Here is a 16,149-nt window from a genome sequence, read left to right as displayed (position 1 = left end):
TAGCTTCTTTTCAGCTTGGCAAAAAGCCGCTCAGGGGCCCGCGCTACCATGCAGCTTCGTACCGCGAAACCCTATCTTTGCCCCCATGAGCGAAAGCCTCGTCCTAATCCCCACCTACAACGAGCGCGAAAATGCGGAGCTGATTATCCGCAAGGTGATGTCGTTGCCGCGGGCTTTCGACGTGCTGATTATCGACGACGGCTCGCCCGACGGCACGGCCGCCATCGTGCGCGGCCTGCAGGCGGTGTTTCCGGGGCGGCTGTTTTTGGAGGAGCGCAGCGGCAAGCAGGGCCTGGGCACGGCTTACATCCACGGCTTTCGGTGGGCGCTGGCGCGCCACTATGAGTACATCTTCGAGATGGACGCCGATTTTTCGCACAACCCCGACGACCTGGTGCGCCTCTACGACGCCTGCGCGCAGGAGGGCTACGACGTAGCCATCGGCTCGCGCTACATCCAGGGCGTGAACGTGGTGAACTGGCCCATGTCGCGGGTGCTCATGTCGTATTTCGCCTCGTGGTACGTGCGCCTCGTCACGGGCATGCCCATCCGCGACGCCACGGCCGGCTTCAAGTGCTACACGGCGCGGGTGCTGCGCGCCATCGAGCTGGAGAAAATCCATTTCGTGGGCTACGCTTTTCAGATTGAGATGAAATGGCTGGCCTACCAGCTGGGTTTCCGCATCAAGGAAGTGCCCATCATTTTCACCGACCGCACCCGCGGCACCTCCAAAATGTCGAAAGGCATTGTGGAGGAAGCCTTTTTCGGCGTGCTGCAAATGAAGGTGAGCAGCTGGCTGCACCCGCTCAAGCCCGTGGGCAAGGCATAGCCGCAGCCGAGGCCACGGCGTATCTTGCGCCGGCGCATGGAAAACACTCCCCTGTTTTGGCTGGCTTTTACGGCGTTCGTCATTGGGCTGCTGCTGCTCGATTTGCTGGTGTTCAACCGCAAAGCCCACGAGATTAAGCTGCGCGAAGCCTTGGGCTGGAGCGTGTTTTGGGTCACGCTCTCGCTGGGGTTCAACGTGCTGGTGTACCGCACCATGGGCCACCAGGCCGGCCTGCAATGGCTGACGGGCTACCTGGTGGAGAAGGCCCTGAGCGTGGACAACCTGTTTGTCTTCCTGCTCATTTTCAATTACTTCAAAGTGCCGGGGCAGTACCAGCACCGCATCCTGTTTTGGGGCGTGCTGGGCGCACTGATTTTGCGCGCCGTGTTTATCCTGGTGGGCGGGGCGCTGCTGGCCAAGTTTCACTTTTTGGTGTATTTGCTGGGGGCCTTCCTGGTTTACACGGGCATCAAGATGGGCGTGGCCGGCGAGTCGGCCGAAATAGACCCCGAAAACAACCCTGTGGTGCGGTTCCTGAGCCGCCACCTGCCCATCACGCGGCAGCTGGAAGGCGGCAAGTTCTTCGTGCGAAAAGAAGGCCTGCGCTTCGCCACGCCCCTCTTTGTGGTGCTGGTGATGGTGGAAACCACCGACGTGGTATTTGCCGCCGACTCCATTCCGGCCATTCTGGCCATCACGCGCGACACGTTTGTGGTGTTTACTTCCAACGTGTTTGCCCTGCTGGGGCTGCGGGCCATGTACTTTGCCCTGGCCAGCCTGATGCGGCTGTTCCACTACCTGCACTACGGCCTGTCGCTGATTCTGGTATTCATCGGCAGCAAGATTCTGCTCGAAAACGTGCTGCCCATTCCCATGCCCTACGCGCTGGGCGTGGTGGGCGGCCTGCTGCTGCTGAGCACGTTGGCTTCGGTGCTGTGGCCCAAGCGCGAAGAATAAGTTTAGCGGGCGGGCACCTTTTGCCCGGGCCGGACAACCTTTTTCACCCCCACGCCATCATGCCTGCATGAAAACACTTCGACTCCTAGCAGCGGGATTTCTTCTGGGCCTGCGCTTCTGCCAACCCGCGGCCGGCCAAACGCTGGACCCGGGTTTCACTTCTCCCCTCTCGCTCTACACCACGGGCAAAGTGTACTACATGGGGCCACCGCAGGCCGACGGCAAGCGCGTGCTGGGCGGCTACTTCACGCGGGCCAACGGCGCGGCCGCCAACTCCTTTGCCCGCTTCGACGACCTGGGCAACGTGGACCTGCCGTTTTCGCAGAACGTGGGCAGCGTGGGGGGCGTGGCGCAGGTGCTGGGCCTGCCCACGGGCCAGTACCTGCTGGTGGGCAATGGCAACACGGTGACGGCCGGCGGCCTCACGCGCCCCGAATTGCTGCGCCTGAACGCCAACGGCACCGCCGACGCCAGCTTTGGCGGGGGCGCGGGCCCGAGCGGCAGCCAGGGCTACGGCTTCGGGCAGGCCTTTGCGGTGCAGCCCGACGGCAAGATTTTGGTGGCTGGGTCGTTTGAAACCTACCACGGCGTGCCGGCGGCCGGGGTGGTGCGCCTCAACGCCAACGGCAGCGTCGATGCCACGTTCAACGTGGGCACGGGCTTCGGGGCGGGGGCGTTTCCGGAGACCATTGCGGTGCAGCCCGACGGCAAAATCCTGATTGGCGGCGACTTCACGAGCTTCAACGGCCAGTTCACGCAGAGCCTGGTGCGCCTGAATGCCAACGGCAGCGTCGACGCCTCCTTTGTCTCGCCCCTGCTGGCCAACTCGTTCGTAGAAGGCCTCGTGCTGCAGCCCGACGGCAAGGTGCTGGCAAACGGCTACCTGGCGCTGTCCGGCGCCGGCGCCACGGCGTATGCGGGCCTGGTACGCCTGCAACCCACGGGCGGGCTCGACGCCAACTTTGCGGTGTCGCTGTTTCAGGACGGCGACGTGTCGAATAGCTCCTCCGACCCCGCCGTGCTGCTACAGGCCGATGGCAAAATCATTGTGAGCGGCTACTTCACCGGGGCCGTGGGCAACCACGTGGCCCGCCTCAACCCCGACGGCACCGCCGACCTGACCTTTCAGGTGGGCACCGGCCCCAGCCAGGCCCCGGCCACGCTGGGCCTGCAGCCCAACGGCAGCCTGCTGGTGGGCGGCGAGTTTGGCACGTTCAACAACCTGGAGCAGCCGGTGGTGCGCCTCACGCCCGCCGGCGCCCTCGAAACGGCCTTTCTGCCCCGCCTGCAAAACCCGGGCTTTGCCAGCGCCCTGGCCCTGCAGCCCGACGGCAAGCTGCTGCTCGGCGGCGATTTCACCGAGCTGAACGGGCAGCCCGTGCACCGCCTGGTGCGCCTGCTGCCCAACGGCACCCTCGACGCCGCATTCGGGGCCGCCACGGGCGCGCTGTCCGACGCCGTGACCAGCCTCCGCCTTCAGCCCGACGGCAAGGTGCTGGCCGGCACCGCCCTGAGCGTGTTGCGCTTCGACGCCAGCGGTGCCCCCGATGCCACGTTCACGCCTTTCGTTTCGGGGCCCGGCTATTACGTGTCCACCGTCAACGGCTTGGCCGTGCAGGCCGACGGCCGCATATTGGTGGCCGGCTACCTGAGCGGCACGGCCAACGGGCTTTCCTTCAACGGGGTGGTGCGCCTCACGAGCACCGGCGCCGTGGACCCCAGCTTTGCCCGCCCCGTTGTGAACGGGACGCTGGGCAACGCCGCCGACGCCAATGCCGTGCTGGTGCAGTCCGATGGCCGCATTGTGGTGGCGGGCCGGTTCCGGACGGGCACGCAAGGCTCCGTGTACCGCGTGGTGCGCTACGAAAGCACCGGCGCGCTCGACGCCGGTTTTTTCAACACCACGGCCTACACGCTTGCCAGCACCACCATCGCGCCGGGGCAGGTGTTCGACCTGGCCCAGCAGGCCGATGGCCGGCTGCTGGTGGGCGGCTACTTCAACCAGGTCGGGGGTCTGTCGCGCTACGGCGTGGCCCGCTTGCTGGCCACCGGCGCGCTCGACCCGAGCTTTTTTTCCAACACCGTGCTTGCGGGCACGGTGCGCACGCTGGCCATTCAGCCCAACGGCCGCGTGCTGCTGGGCGGCAATTTTAATGCAACCGTGCCCGGCGTCGGCACGCTCGTCAACCTGGCGCGGGTGCTCGACAATGGCCAGCTCGACACCTCGTTTGGCCCCACGGCCAACCCCAATAACGTGGTGCGCGCCGTGGAGGTGCAGCCCAACGGCGCCATTGTGCTGGCGGGCCAGTTCATCAGTGTGGCCGGCTTGCCGCGCGTGGGCGTGGCCCGCATCACGGCCGCCAACGTGCTGGCGGTGCAAGCGCCCACCGCCGTGGCCGAGCGCACCGCTGCCTGGCCGGTGCCGGCGCACGGCCAGTTGCACATTGCCCCCGACCTCAGCGCCCGCCCCATTGCCCTCGACCTCACCGATGCCCTCGGCCGCACCGTGCGCCACCAGGCGGCGGGCAGCGCCCCCAAGCAAACCATGGACCTGGCGGGACTGCCCGCCGGCGTGTACCTGCTGCGCGTGCAGTATGCCTCGGGCACGGTGGCACGCCGCATTGCGGTGGAATAAGCCGTTTTTTCAGCCAGAAAAAAGGGGATGAGCCGCCGTGGCTCATCCCCTTTTTTGTGCTGTTGGCGGGCGGCTACTTGGGCGCTTTGGGCGCTTCGGGGTCGGCGGCGTTGGAGTTGACGCCCGCGTCGGGGGCGGCGGCGCCGGTGTTGAGCAGGTCAATCAGGTTGAGGGGCTCAAACTGGCTCGAATCGGCGGCCACGGTGGCGCGGGTGGTGTCGGGGCGAGCCGAGAAACGCATGTACTGCCGCGCCGGACCGTTGAGGCTCAGCCCGTAGGGCAGGTTCTCGCGGTCGTTGGGCGTGATGAGGCCGCGGGTGGCCATGATGTCGGCAATGAGCCGGAAGAAGTAGCGGGTGCTGCGGCGCAGGTCGCCGTAGGCATCGAAGGAATAGCGCGCGTACTTGGGTTTGGGGATGATGCTGGCCAGGTAGAGGCTTTCGGCCAGGTTCAGCTCGCTGGGGCGCTTGCCGTAGTAGAACAGGGCCGCGTCCTTCACGCCATACACGCCGCGCTTGCCGCTGGGCCAGCGGTACTTGCTCGGGCCCCACTCGATGATGTTCAAATACACCTCAAACATACGCTGCTTGCTGGCCAAGTGCGTGTTTTCGAGCAGCCACACGATGAGGGCCTCTTCGATTTTGCGGGCCACGGTTTTCTGGCGGGTCAAAAACACGTTCTTCACCAGCTGCATGCTGAGCGTGCTGCCGCCGCGGGCAAAGCGCTTCTCCTTAATGTTCTGGATGGCCGATTTCACAAACGCCTTCTCCATGAAGCCTTTGTGCGTGAAGAAGCGCGGGTCTTCGGCCGTGGTGATGGCGTGAATGAGGTAGGGCGACACCTCGTTGTAGGGCACAAAATCGGGGTTGGGCGGGCCCACCACGAAGGTGCGCACCGAGTCGCCCTTGTCGTTGTACACCGTTTGCACAAAGGGCGTATTCAGCTTGTTGAGGTCTTCTTCGCCGAAGCTGGTGAGCTTGAAATTCTTGCCCTTGAGGCTGGAATCGAACTTCAGGCTGTCGACCTGGGCCATGTCGAGGCTGCCGCTCATGCGGTAGGTGAGCGTGCCGGTGCCCTGGGTGCCGCGCACCTCGTCGAAAATGCCGGTGGGCAGCGAGGCAAAGAAGTCGTTGGCTTCCGTCTCGGCCGACGTCACGTTGATGCTTACGGCCCGGCTGGGCTTCATGCGCACGCTGATTTCGGGGTAGAGCACGATTTTGTTCACCGTAATCTGGCTGCCTTTTTCCAGGGCGGCGGTGCCACGGCCCAATTTGGCCACGAAGTCGAGCCCGCCGCGCTTCACCTCAATTTCGTTGGCCGCCAGCTTGGGGTGGTAGAGGCTAAAATTGCGGGCGGCCAGGGAGCCGCGCACCGTGAGCGTGCCGCCGGTGTCGTCGTCGTCAAAATCCTTGCTGTCCAGGCGCACCTGCACCGTGTCGAAGCTCACCAGGGCCCCGAAGCGGCGGGGCACGTAGGGCAGCTGCACCGAGCCCCCTATCCCGAACACCTTGGCGTTCAGCGCATAGTCGCCGGGCTCGATGTGCCCGCTGATGCCCAGCTGGTTGGCCACCGAGTCGATGGTAGCCGTGAGGCTGCCGCTGATGTCGCCGTCCTGAATCTTGAGCTCGGGCAGGCGCAGCATGGCTGTGTGGCGCAGGCTGGCGTAGCTCACCGTGAAATCCTTGAAATTGGCTTCGCCGGGCACGTTGTCGAACACCGTTTCGAGGGCCTGGTTCAGCAGCAGGCCGTAGTTGGTGCCTTTGGTGGTGTCGCGCGGGGCGGCGCTGGGCTTCTGTTTCTTAATCAGGAAGCCGTAGTTATCGGCGGTGGCCGTTTTGTGGGGCGTGAGGCGGGCCGTGATGATTTGCAGGTCGCTGAACACCGGGCGGCCGGCGAAGAGCGAGCGCACGCTCAGGCTGGCCTGCAGGCGGCGGGCGGTGAGCAGGGTATCGGTGGGGTTGGCGGTGGGCACCAGGCCCAGGCCCGCGATTTCAACGGTTTTGAAGCCCGCGAACTTGGCCGGCCCCAGCGTGAGAATGACCGGGTATTTGCGCTCAATTTTGGCCTTAACCTCTTTCAGCGCGTAGTCCAGCAGCTGCTGGCGCTTCCACTGAAACACGGCAAATGCCAGCAGCAGCAGCACCGCTAGGCCGCCTAAAATGCCGAATACAAGTCGTTTGGTGGAAGGGGAAATGCGCACGGAAATCAATAAAGTGGGCGGCTTAGCCAACGCCAAAGGTAAGGAAAACGCAGGCGTAGCAGGAATACGGCTGCGACGCCGGAACGGACGGCTCGGCTACCCACAAAGCCGGGGGCGCCGCCGTTTCCGCAACGGCTGAGGGGCTTAGCCCCGGTTGCCGGCCCTCGACGGGTCGGATAATCGGGCCGAAAGGATGAAATGCAAACTGCCTGCGTATCGTTCAATGGGCTCTCGCCCTGCCCGGCGGCGCCAGCTGCCGCCGCGGCAACGCCTCTTCTCTGGCAATGGGGAGCCAGCCGCGCGGCACCGCTCTTCTGGCCCGTACTTTTGCGCCATGCCCAGCCCCCTCACCGCCCTCTCGCCCCTCGACGGGCGCTACGCCCGCGCCACGGCTCCCCTGGCCACGCGCTTCTCCGAAATGGCCCTCATCCGCTACCGCGTGCTGGTCGAAGTCGAGTATTTCATCGCCCTGGCCGAGCTGCCGCTGCCCCAGCTGCAAGCCGTGCCGGCCGACGCTTTCCCGGGCCTGCGGCGCCTCTACGAGGGCTTCAGCGAAGCCGACGCGGAAGCGGTGAAAGCCCACGAAGCCGTGACCAACCACGACGTGAAAGCGGTGGAGTACTGGCTGCGCGACGAGTTTGCCAAGCTCGGTCTGGGCGCGTTTGTCGAATTTATCCACTTCGGCCTTACGTCGCAGGACATCAACAACACAGCCATTCCGCTCAGCTTCCGCGACGCGCTGATGGGCGTACTGCTGCCGGCCTACGCCCAGGTACGCAACGCCCTGGCCGCCCGCGCTCAGGAGTGGGACGCCGTGCCCATGCTGGCCCGCACCCACGGCCAGCCCGCCTCGCCCACCCGCCTGGGCAAGGAAATTGCCGTGTTTGTGGCCCGGCTCGACGCCCAGGTGGCCCTACTGGCCCAGATTCCGTTCGGGGCCAAGTTTGGCGGGGCCACCGGCAATTTTAATGCGCACGCCGTGGCCTACCCGGGCACCGACTGGCACGCTTTCGCCACTACGTTTGTAAACGACCGGCTCGGCCTGGCCCGCTCTTTCCCCACCACCCAGATTGAGCACTACGACCACCTGGCCGCCCATTGCGACGCCCTCAAGCGCCTCAACACCATCTTGATGGACCTGGCCCGCGACGTGTGGCAATACATCTCGCTGGGCTATTTCAAGCAAACCATCAAGGCGGGCGAAGTGGGCTCGTCAGCCATGCCCCACAAGGTCAACCCCATCGACTTCGAAAACGCTGAGGGCAACCTGGGCGTGGCCAACGCCCTGCTCGAACACTTTGCGGCCAAGCTGCCCATCTCGCGCCTGCAGCGCGACCTCACCGACTCCACGGTGCTGCGCAACCTGGGCGTGCCGCTGGGCCACATCCTCATCGCGCTGGGCGCCCTGCAGCGCGGCCTGGGCAAGCTGGCCCTCGACGAAACGGCCCTGCACCGCGACCTTGAAGCCAACTGGGCCGTGGTAGCCGAAGGCATCCAGACCATCCTGCGCCGCGAAGCCTACCCCGACCCCTACAACGCCCTCAAGGCCCTCACCCGCACCGGCGAGGCTATTTCGGCCGCCAGCATCGGCGAGTTCATCAACGGGCTCGACGTGAGCGAGAGCGTGAGGGCCGAGCTGCGAGGCGTGACCCCGCACAGCTACGTGGGCCGGTAGCGGCAATTTGCATTAACTACCACTTCCTCTATTCCCTTCCCAACGCCGATGTTCCTACGCTCCTTTTTCAGCCGTGCGGCCCTGCTAGTGGCGCTCACTTCACTTGCGGCCTGCTCTTCTTCCAAGAAAGACGACCCGGCGGCCGCACCCACCCGCGAAATGAGCTGGACCGCCGACGGCGCCACGCTAAAAACCACCACCCTGCAGTCGCAGAAGTTCTCAAACACGCTCTCGGTGTCGGGCACCGTCCCGGGCAGTGCCACCTTTCTTTCGCTGGAATTCCCCAACGCCGTGGGCACCTACACGTTCGGACCTAATTCGAGCGCCACGGCCGCTTACACCGCCAGCTCGGGCGGCACGGTGGGCGTGTATTTTGCCGGTGCCACGGGCTCGGGCACGGTGACGGGGGCGGGCACCATTGTGGTCACGGCGCTGTCGGCTACCGAGGTGACCGGCACGTTCACGTTCACGGGCATTAATCCGAATACGGGGGCTTCCAAGTCGGTCAGCAACGGCAAATTCAGCGTGGGCTTGTAAGCCCCGTCGGGCTACTTTTGCCCTTTCATCTCCTGCCCCTCGCCGCCGTGCCCCACTTGCTGCACCACACCTTGGTCAACCCCGACTGCCGCCATTTCCGCGGCGACCTGCCCTGCCGTCCCAACAAAACCGACGGCTACGTGTGCGAGGGCTGCCCCGTGTATGCGCCCGTGACCAGCCGCGTGCTCATCATCAAGCTCGGGGCCATCGGCGACGTCATCCGGACTACGCCGCTGCTGCGGCGCCTGCGGCAGGAGCGGCCGGGCTGCTACATCACCTGGCTCACGCATACGCCGGCCATTCTGCCCCAGGGCGAGATTGAGGAGATTCTGAAGTTCGATTTCGCCAGCGCGCTGCAGCTGCAGGGCCGCCAGTTCGACGTTGTCATCAACCTCGACAAGGAAAAGGAAGCCTGCGTGCTGCTGAACACCATCGAGGCCAAAGAGAAATACGGCTACGCCCTGCGCCCTTACGACGGCGTGGCCTGGCCCGTGAACGAGCTGGCCGAGCACAAATTCCTCACCGGCGTGTTCGACCAAACCAGCCTGGCCAACACCAAGCCCTACGTGCAGGAAATCTTCGAGCTCTGCGGCTTCGATTTCCGCGGCGAAGAATACGTGTTCGACACCCACGAGGACAAAGGCTACTACTGGGCTGCGTTGCCCGCCGCCCGCCCCCGCATCGGCCTCAACACCGGCTGCGGCGACCGGTGGACCACCCGCCTCTGGAGTACCGAAAAGTGGATTGAGCTCATCCACGGCCTGCAGGCGGCCGGCTACACGCCCGTGCTGCTGGGCGGCGAGGCCGAGGACGCCCGCAACCGCGAGCTGCACGCCGCCACGGGCGCGGCCTACCTGGGCACCTTCCCCCTCCCCCAGTTCATCAACCTGATGCACCAGATGGACGGCATCGTGACGCAGGTCACCATGGGCATGCACATCAGCATTGCCCTGCGCAAGCCCACCATCTTGATGAACAACATCTTCAACTCCCACGAATTCGACCTGTACGGCCGCGGCCAACTCGTGGGCCCCGACAAGCAGTGTGTGTGCTTCTACCGCGGCACCTGCCGCCTGGGCACCAGTTGCATGGAGGATTTGCCGGCCGAAAAGGTGCTGGCCGCCGTGCGCGAAAGCGTGCCGCTCAAGACGGCCGCCGCCTAGCTTGTTGCACGCCCGGCACTGCGCGCCGCCTGCATCTGCGCCAGAAAATCAGCCATCGAGGTAGCCGCGATGACTTCGGCCAGCGCCGCCGTCGGCAGTTCCTCCAGGCGTTTGAAGTTCAGGCAGCCCTTGCCCATTTTTAGCTTCGGCGCGGCGGCCAGCAACCGCTCGCGCAAGCCCGGCATCATGTACACGGGTATCACGTGCAGGCTGAGGTAGCTCTTTTGGTTGGCCAAGGCCAAGCACATTTCCTTGCCCGCCCGAAACTCCAGGAATTTCCGGCCAATGTGTTCGGTGTAGCCCGCCGGCACAGTGGCGCGCACCAGCTGCCACAGCTGGCGCGCCGGTTCCTGCCGCTCAGCCGGCAGGGCGGCAATGAATGCTTCGAAAGAATCGGTTGGCGTGGCAGCGTTCATGAGCAACGTAGTTTATGGAGTGAATTACCTCTGCTTGCCCGCCACTTCTTTCAGCGCCGCCACCATCACCGGCCACGAAAACTGCTTCTTCTGCTCGCGCACGCCAGCGGTGAAGGTGGCTTCGCGCCGGTTGGCGTAAAAATCCACGATGGCATCGGCAATGGCGGTTGGGGTGGGCGGCACCACGTAGCCCACCACGCCGGCCGGAATCAGCTCGGCCAGGCCGCCCACATCGGTTACCAGCATGGGCCGCTCAAAATGGTAGGCAATCTGCGACACGCCGCTTTGCGTGGCATTTTTATAGGGCTGTAGCACCAGGTCGGCCGCGCAGAAATAATCCACCACCTTTTCGTTTGGAATAAAATCGGTGGCGCGCACAATCCGGCCTTCAAGACCATGCTGCCGGATGAGCGCCTCGTACGGCGCGGCGTCTTCGTAAAATTCGCCGGCAATAATCAGTTTAATGGGGAGCGCCGCCACGCGGGCATCGGCCCAGGCTTCGAGCAAAATATCCAGCCCTTTGTAGGCCCTGATAAAGCCGAAGAACAACACATACCCCACTGTGTCGGCCAGGTGCAAAGCGGCCAAGGCTTCCGCTTTGGGCTTAATCGGCCCGAAGTTGTCGTAGAGCGGGTGCGGCCGGTACAGGGCCGGCTTCGTGCCGAAGCCCAGCCCGCGCAGGTCGTCGAGCACGCTGCGGCTCATGGTCACAAAGCCGTGGCAGGCGCTCAGGAAGTAGCGCGTCAGGGGCCCATCGCCCGGCCGCTTCTCGTGCGGAATCACGTTGTCGGTGATGGCCACCACGCGGGTATGGCCGTTGCCGCGCACCAGCCGCGCCACCGTGCCCAGCGCCGGCCCCATAAAGGGCAGCCAAAACCGAAAAATCACCACGTCGGGGCGCTCGGACCGCAATTTCCGGCCCACGCGCCACCACGAAAGCGGGTTCACCGAGTTCAGGCTGACTTCAATCTCCAAATCGGACGGGCCGGGCTCGGTGCTGAACTGGGTTTGGCCGGGAAACAGAAAGTCCGGGTATTGGAGGGAAAACGTCACGATGCGCGCCTCGTCGCCGGCCTGCTTAAACGCCCGCGCCAGGCGCTCGTTGTACGTTGCCAGCCCGCCCCGCAGCGGGTACGCCGGCCCAATTATCACTACTCTCATAAGCCAGCTTGCTACCCTCCGGCGCGCCAGGTGAAAAAATCAATTCACGGTTTCGCGCACCAGATAATCGTTGCGGCGTGGTCCGTTGAGCTGTATCATCTCGCCCAGAAAGCCCGCCACAAACAGCACCACGCCCACCACCACGGCCGTCAGGGCCAGAAAGAAAAGCGGCTGCTCCGTCACCTGCCGCGCCTTCAGGTTGTGCAGCGAAAGCCACACCTTTTCGCCCGTCAGCCACAAGGTTATCAACAGCCCAAGCATGAACGACAACGTGCCCAGGGTGCCAAAAAAGTGCATCGGTGCCCGCCGGAAGCGCCCCACAAACGTGATGCTCAGCAGGTCCAGAAACCCGAAGATGAACCGCTCCAGGCCAAATTTGGTGTAGCCGTACTTGCGTTCCTGGTGCTGCACCACCTTCTCGCCAATCTTGCGGAAGCCGTTCCACTTGGCAATCACGGGAATGTAGCGGTGCATCTCGCCGTACACCTCGATGCTCTTCACCACGCGCGAATCGTACGACTTCAGCCCGCAGTTGAAATCGTGCAGCTGGATGCCCGACATCAGCCGCGTGGCGCCGTTGAAGAGCTTGGTCGGAATGGTTTTCGACAGCGGGTCGTACCGCTTCTGCTTCCACCCGCTCACGAGGTCGAACTTGTCTTCCACAATCATGCGGTACAGTTCGGGCAACTCCTCGGGCGAGTCCTGCAGGTCGGCGTCCATGGTGCACACTACCCGGCCCCGCGCCGCCTCAAACCCCACGTTCAGCGCCGCCGACTTCCCGTAGTTGCGGTTGAATCGAATGCCCCGCAGCGCCGCATCGTCGGCCGCCAGCGCCTCAATCACTTCCCAAGAAGTATCCGTCGACCCGTCGTCAATCAAAATCACCTCATAGGTCAGCCCGCGCGGGCGCAGCACCTGCGCAATCCAACGGGTTAGTTCCGGCAAAGATTCTGCTTCGTTGAGCAGCGGAATCACGATGGATATCTCCACCGGAAAGGCAGCAGTGGCTGATTTATTCAAACTCGGGTTTGGAATTTTTAACGATAGCCGAAATCACCAGCGAAAGACCCAGTCCAAACAGCAGCGAAAACAGCACCACAAATAGCGCGATGAATCCCGGCGTCATAAACTTAGCCGTCATTTGCATGGCTTGGTCGATTTGCTCGTCCGATACGCCGCCCCGGCTCTCCATGTCGGCGCGGGCCTTGTCCAGCATCCGCGTAATCGCGTCGTTGTCCACAAAGCTGACGTAGATGTAGGAGAAAATGGCGCCGATTACGCTCGACACCAACGCCAGCAGCATGCCGATGCCCATGCCCTCGCCGTAGCTCATGTAGCCGCCGTTGTGCTGCTTATAAAAGTGTTGCGCCAGCCAGATACCGCCGGCCAGTATCAACAGCGACAACCAGCGGGCAGGGCTTTGCTCCAGGTGCAGCACGTTGAGCGCAAACGACACAATAATGCTTACCAACCCTGTGAGCAGCCCGTAACGCAGGGCAACGGAGGTGGTGGTAACGGGCGTAGAATTGGCTTCCATGGCAGTGAGTTAAATGTGAGGCGAAAGGTAAAAAGAATTATTCTCGCAGAAATATCCCCGCCGGCACCGCCAGCACCAGCCCCAGCACCAGCACCTGCAGGAAATTGCTGCTGGCCATGTCGCCCACGGTCAGCCCATCCACCTTTTGCAGTTGCTGTGCACGCTGCGCAGCCGTCAACGTTCCTTTGTCGGCCAGCCGTTGTTGCGCCTGCACAATTTCCTTCACCTCGGCGCGGTGCCGGGCCACGGCCGTTGGTCCGGCCCCCGCGGCCAACGCCAGCGTGCCCACGGCCGAAACCACCGCCGCCAGCAGCACCGTCAGCACGCCCACGCCCAGGGAACGGCCCAAACCAGGCTTGCTAGGTTTCACCGTGCGGCGCAGCATCCATTGGCTGGCCACGGCCACCATCGGCACGAGCAGTTGGGCCAGCAACTGCTTGGGGCCAAAGCCGTTGTTGCCAGTTAGTTGCAGCCCCACCATCCACAGCACACACAGCAGCCCTACCCCAATGCCGAAGCGAAGCGCCAAGCCAACAACCAGCCTGCCCGGATTGGGGCTGTAGAGAGAAGCAGGTTCAGGGGAGGAAACGGCCATGAGTCACCAGTTGATTGAAGCGGCAAGTTACGCGCGTGCGCAGGTTCGCCGCACCCGGCCATCGTGCCCGCCGCGCTATGCCGCCGCAGCCGGACGAGCCAGTGCCCCGTTTCCACGCCGCCCGAAGCGTACCAGCAGCACCTCCGCCAGCAGCGCCAGCAACGCCAGCAGCACCCAATACCGCCACAGCGGGGTGCCCGTTTGCTCGGCCTGCAGTGCCCGCAAGCCAGCACCGTCGGCGCCGCTTTCCACCACGCGAATGTTCGGGTGGTTGGGCCCAATCAGCTGACGCAACTCATCTGCCGAGTATGCCGCCAGCTCAGATTCTGCCTTGTCGGCATTAAATGCCAAAGTCGTCAGCACCTTCTCCCCGCGCCGCACTTGGTAAAACCCGGGCATGTCCATGCCTGCCGGTAATTCCAAGCGCACCTCATTGCCCTGCCGACGCTGTCCGGGAATGAGCACCAGGCTATCCTTCACTAGCCGGATGCCCGCTTCATCCGCAGCAGAACCGGCCCCCTTGGCCACTGTCGACTGCTCCGGCAGTTGCAGGTTCAGTCCAGGCTGCGTCAACCGATAAGCAGGCAACTGCTCGTTACGGTAGCTCAACATCGCCAGCCGGTACATTACCGGGACAAACAGCGTGTGCTCTGCAAAGTCCGAATAAGGGCGCGCCAGTGGTGCCGAAAACACGTATGCTTTTCCCTTGCCCGTCGCAAATTCTGCCAGATAACTTTCCCCGTCCCGCATCCGCAGAATGTCAGTGCCCGTTCGCGCCCATCGCAATACCGGCGCAACGCGGGGCATGGTCACCGCCCGCGGCTGCGCCCCGAATACGTTTCGAAAAAACGGTTCCTGACCGCTCGGCATAGCCACTTCCCGCAATTCAGGCACTGCAGCGCCATTCTCCCACTGCGCCTCCCCAATCCCAAGTTCCTTAAACAAGGCTTGGTATGAGTTTCTCGCCGTTTTGCCCGACGTAGGTACTACCACCACGCTTCCTCCACGCCTCACCACTTGGCCCAACGCTTCACGTAATCCGGCATCTATCCCCCCCAGCTCACGCACAATAACCAAGTTAGCCTGCTTCAACACACCGAAATCCACCCTCCCGGCTTTTGCGAAGACATAGGCAAACAAGGGTTCGTTACCGTAGGCCTGTTCAGTAGCGGGTTCCTCCCCAATCTCGACCACCCGAATAGCAGCAGCTGGCTGTAGAGTAAAATAATAAGTATTATCAAAAGTCACGGGCTGCTCTTCAATCACCACGCGCCCCAGCGCGGTCCCGGCATCTGCCAACTGAACCTGCACCACCGTCACCGCCGACTTCCCAGGCTCAACGGCCACCCGAAAAGCTGCCACCTGCTTTGCCCCAAGGTATACCTTCACCGGGCAGTCATTCACCGCAGCATTCCCGCCATTTCTGACTCTGATGTGCATCCCCACGTTGGTACGCATTCGCACAAAAGCGTCTTCTACCCACAAACTGTCAACATAAACATTGCCCGTTGGCTCAGCCACCATGGGCACCAACAACGTTTGTTTTCCTTCCGCTAATGCCTCTATATTTTTAGCACTAAACTGGTTGCGCTGAAAATCTGAAAAGATGTAAACGCTACCCTCAGAATTATCCCCTGAATTAGCACGAATCGTCTTTCCGCTTAAACGCAGATTAGCAAGCTCATCCAAATAAGCATCTTTAGATAACGTCCTCCTACCTGCTTGCTTGAGTCGAATATTTCCTGACTGACCAAGCGCTTGACCCAATATCTTGGCTTGGCCCACCGCGCCATCAAACAACCGCTCACCAGCGGCTTGCGGCGCCTGCATGCTAAAAGAGTTATCTATCCAAATAGCAACTGATTGACTCACTGCTCCGCGCCCCTCGTCCCTTACCGGCAGTATAGGCTGACAAAACGCCACCACCAGAGCAGATATAGCCAATATCCTGGCCAATAGAATCAGTAGTTGTTGAACCCGCCGGTGACGAACCGTCGTGAGTTCAACATCTCGGATAATCGCAATATTGGTGAAAAGAACTCGTTGCGGCTTTCGCAACTGCAGCAAATGAATAATAATCGGAATAATAGTCGCTCCCAGCCCCAACAAAAACCACGGATATAATAACTGCATGATATATTCCTAAAGTACTTTGGTAAAACAGTGAATCATTTACAAATGAACTGCACCTGACCAAACATACTGCAAAAGAATCTCCTCATTCTTTTCTCGAAATTATTGTCCAGTTTCCAAAATGCCGTAGGGCGCTAGGCAGCGTAGGAGCAGGGTAGTATAGTTCCCCGGCCGGCGCGGGGCGAAAAGCGGGCAGGCCTTCCCGGGCCTTTCGGGCCGCGGCGGGTGGGGGTGGGGGTGGGCGGAAACGCAACCGTCCCCGGGCCGCTGGGGAAAGCGGCGCGGGGACGGGCAAGGAAAAGGTTGGCGGC

Annotated in this window: 13 protein-coding genes; 6 read left to right on the top strand and 7 right to left on the bottom strand. The window is 62.8% G+C overall.

Going from position 1 to position 16,149, the window contains the following annotated elements; all coding sequences use genetic code 11:
* Positions 1-85 precede the first annotated feature (85 nt).
* The 3 genes from IC234_RS00065 to IC234_RS00055 all read left to right on the top strand — a co-directional run bounded on the left by IC234_RS00065 (position 86) and on the right by IC234_RS00055 (position 4,421).
* Positions 86-829 (top strand): polyprenol monophosphomannose synthase, encoded by a 744-nt coding sequence (locus IC234_RS00065; RefSeq protein WP_190921800.1) that lies wholly within the window; start codon positions 86-88, stop codon positions 827-829.
* A 36-nt stretch (positions 830-865) separates the two neighbouring features.
* Positions 866-1,786 carry a TerC family protein gene (locus tag IC234_RS00060; protein ID WP_190921799.1) on the top strand — a complete coding sequence of 307 codons (921 nt, stop codon included), beginning with the start codon at positions 866-868 and terminating at the stop codon, positions 1,784-1,786.
* 67 nt (positions 1,787-1,853) lie between these two features.
* Positions 1,854-4,421: a T9SS type A sorting domain-containing protein gene (locus tag IC234_RS00055; RefSeq protein ID WP_190921798.1), complete on the top strand. Its 2,568-nt coding sequence runs from the start codon at positions 1,854-1,856 to the stop codon at positions 4,419-4,421.
* Between the two features lie 73 nt (positions 4,422-4,494).
* On the opposite strand, the gene IC234_RS22095 is transcribed toward IC234_RS00055, so the two are convergent.
* Complete coding sequence (locus IC234_RS22095; protein ID WP_190921797.1) at positions 4,495-6,621, bottom strand: transglycosylase domain-containing protein; 2,127 nt, start codon at positions 6,619-6,621, stop codon at positions 4,495-4,497.
* Positions 6,622-6,955: 334 nt separating this feature from the next.
* On the opposite strand from IC234_RS22095, the gene purB reads away from it, so the two are divergent.
* The 3 genes from purB to IC234_RS00035 are packed head-to-tail and all read left to right on the top strand — an operon-like array spanning position 6,956 to position 9,996.
* Positions 6,956-8,296, top strand: coding sequence for an adenylosuccinate lyase (gene purB, locus IC234_RS00045; RefSeq protein WP_190921796.1), 1,341 nt, complete (start codon positions 6,956-6,958; stop codon positions 8,294-8,296).
* Positions 8,297-8,344: 48 nt separating this feature from the next.
* Entirely contained in the window at positions 8,345-8,833 is a 489-nt protein-coding gene (locus tag IC234_RS00040; RefSeq protein ID WP_190921795.1) for a DUF6252 family protein, read from the top strand.
* A 17-nt stretch (positions 8,834-8,850) separates the two neighbouring features.
* Positions 8,851-9,996 carry a glycosyltransferase family 9 protein gene (locus IC234_RS00035; RefSeq protein WP_190921794.1) on the top strand — a complete coding sequence of 382 codons (1,146 nt, stop codon included), beginning with the start codon at positions 8,851-8,853 and terminating at the stop codon, positions 9,994-9,996.
* Here the strand turns inward: IC234_RS00035 and IC234_RS00030 are convergent.
* From IC234_RS00030 to IC234_RS00005, 6 genes are all read right to left on the bottom strand, one after another.
* Positions 9,993-10,412: a DUF1801 domain-containing protein gene (locus IC234_RS00030; RefSeq protein ID WP_190921793.1), complete on the bottom strand. Its 420-nt coding sequence runs from the start codon at positions 10,410-10,412 to the stop codon at positions 9,993-9,995. The two genes, IC234_RS00035 and IC234_RS00030, sit on opposite strands and share 4 nt — an antisense overlap.
* Positions 10,413-10,436: 24 nt before the next feature.
* The gene (locus IC234_RS00025; RefSeq protein ID WP_190921792.1) at positions 10,437-11,573 is read right to left on the bottom strand and encodes a glycosyltransferase; all 1,137 of its coding nucleotides are present in this window, start codon (positions 11,571-11,573) and stop codon (positions 10,437-10,439) included.
* Positions 11,574-11,612: 39 nt separating this feature from the next.
* A complete protein-coding gene (locus IC234_RS00020; RefSeq protein WP_198979138.1) occupies positions 11,613-12,593 on the bottom strand; it encodes a glycosyltransferase family 2 protein in 981 nt (326 codons plus the stop codon).
* Entirely contained in the window at positions 12,586-13,110 is a 525-nt protein-coding gene (locus IC234_RS00015; protein WP_190921791.1) for a DUF4199 domain-containing protein, read from the bottom strand. Before IC234_RS00015 ends, IC234_RS00020 begins: the two co-directional genes overlap by 8 nt.
* Before the next feature lie 37 nt (positions 13,111-13,147).
* Complete coding sequence (locus IC234_RS00010; protein WP_190921790.1) at positions 13,148-13,705, bottom strand: DUF4199 domain-containing protein; 558 nt, start codon at positions 13,703-13,705, stop codon at positions 13,148-13,150.
* A 75-nt stretch (positions 13,706-13,780) separates the two neighbouring features.
* Positions 13,781-15,838, bottom strand: coding sequence for a BatA domain-containing protein (locus tag IC234_RS00005; RefSeq protein ID WP_190921789.1), 2,058 nt, complete (start codon positions 15,836-15,838; stop codon positions 13,781-13,783).
* Between the last annotated feature and the right edge of the window lie 311 nt (positions 15,839-16,149).

It is taken from the genome of Hymenobacter armeniacus (assembly GCF_014699055.1).
Classification (GTDB): Bacteria; Bacteroidota; Bacteroidia; order Cytophagales; family Hymenobacteraceae; genus Hymenobacter; species Hymenobacter armeniacus.
The sequence above is the reverse complement of the archived record's forward strand: the minus strand, read 5'-3'. Positions and strand labels throughout refer to the sequence as shown.

Bases quoted from the DNA above. Each gene is read 5' to 3' on its own strand.
- IC234_RS00015 (WP_190921791.1), bottom strand. From the start codon at position 13,110: ATGGAAGCCAATTCTACGCCCGTTACCACCACCTCCGTTGCCCTGCGT.
- IC234_RS00060 (WP_190921799.1), top strand. From the start codon at position 866: ATGGAAAACACTCCCCTGTTTTGGCTGGCTTTTACGGCGTTCGTCATT.
- IC234_RS00010 (WP_190921790.1), bottom strand. From the start codon at position 13,705: ATGGCCGTTTCCTCCCCTGAACCTGCTTCTCTCTACAGCCCCAATCCG.
- IC234_RS00040 (WP_190921795.1), top strand. From the start codon at position 8,345: ATGTTCCTACGCTCCTTTTTCAGCCGTGCGGCCCTGCTAGTGGCGCTC.
- IC234_RS00005 (WP_190921789.1), bottom strand. From the start codon at position 15,838: ATGCAGTTATTATATCCGTGGTTTTTGTTGGGGCTGGGAGCGACTATT.
- IC234_RS00025 (WP_190921792.1), bottom strand. From the start codon at position 11,573: ATGAGAGTAGTGATAATTGGGCCGGCGTACCCGCTGCGGGGCGGGCTG.
- IC234_RS00055 (WP_190921798.1), top strand. From the start codon at position 1,854: ATGAAAACACTTCGACTCCTAGCAGCGGGATTTCTTCTGGGCCTGCGC.
- IC234_RS00065 (WP_190921800.1), top strand. From the start codon at position 86: ATGAGCGAAAGCCTCGTCCTAATCCCCACCTACAACGAGCGCGAAAAT.
- purB (WP_190921796.1), top strand. From the start codon at position 6,956: ATGCCCAGCCCCCTCACCGCCCTCTCGCCCCTCGACGGGCGCTACGCC.
- IC234_RS00030 (WP_190921793.1), bottom strand. From the start codon at position 10,412: ATGAACGCTGCCACGCCAACCGATTCTTTCGAAGCATTCATTGCCGCC.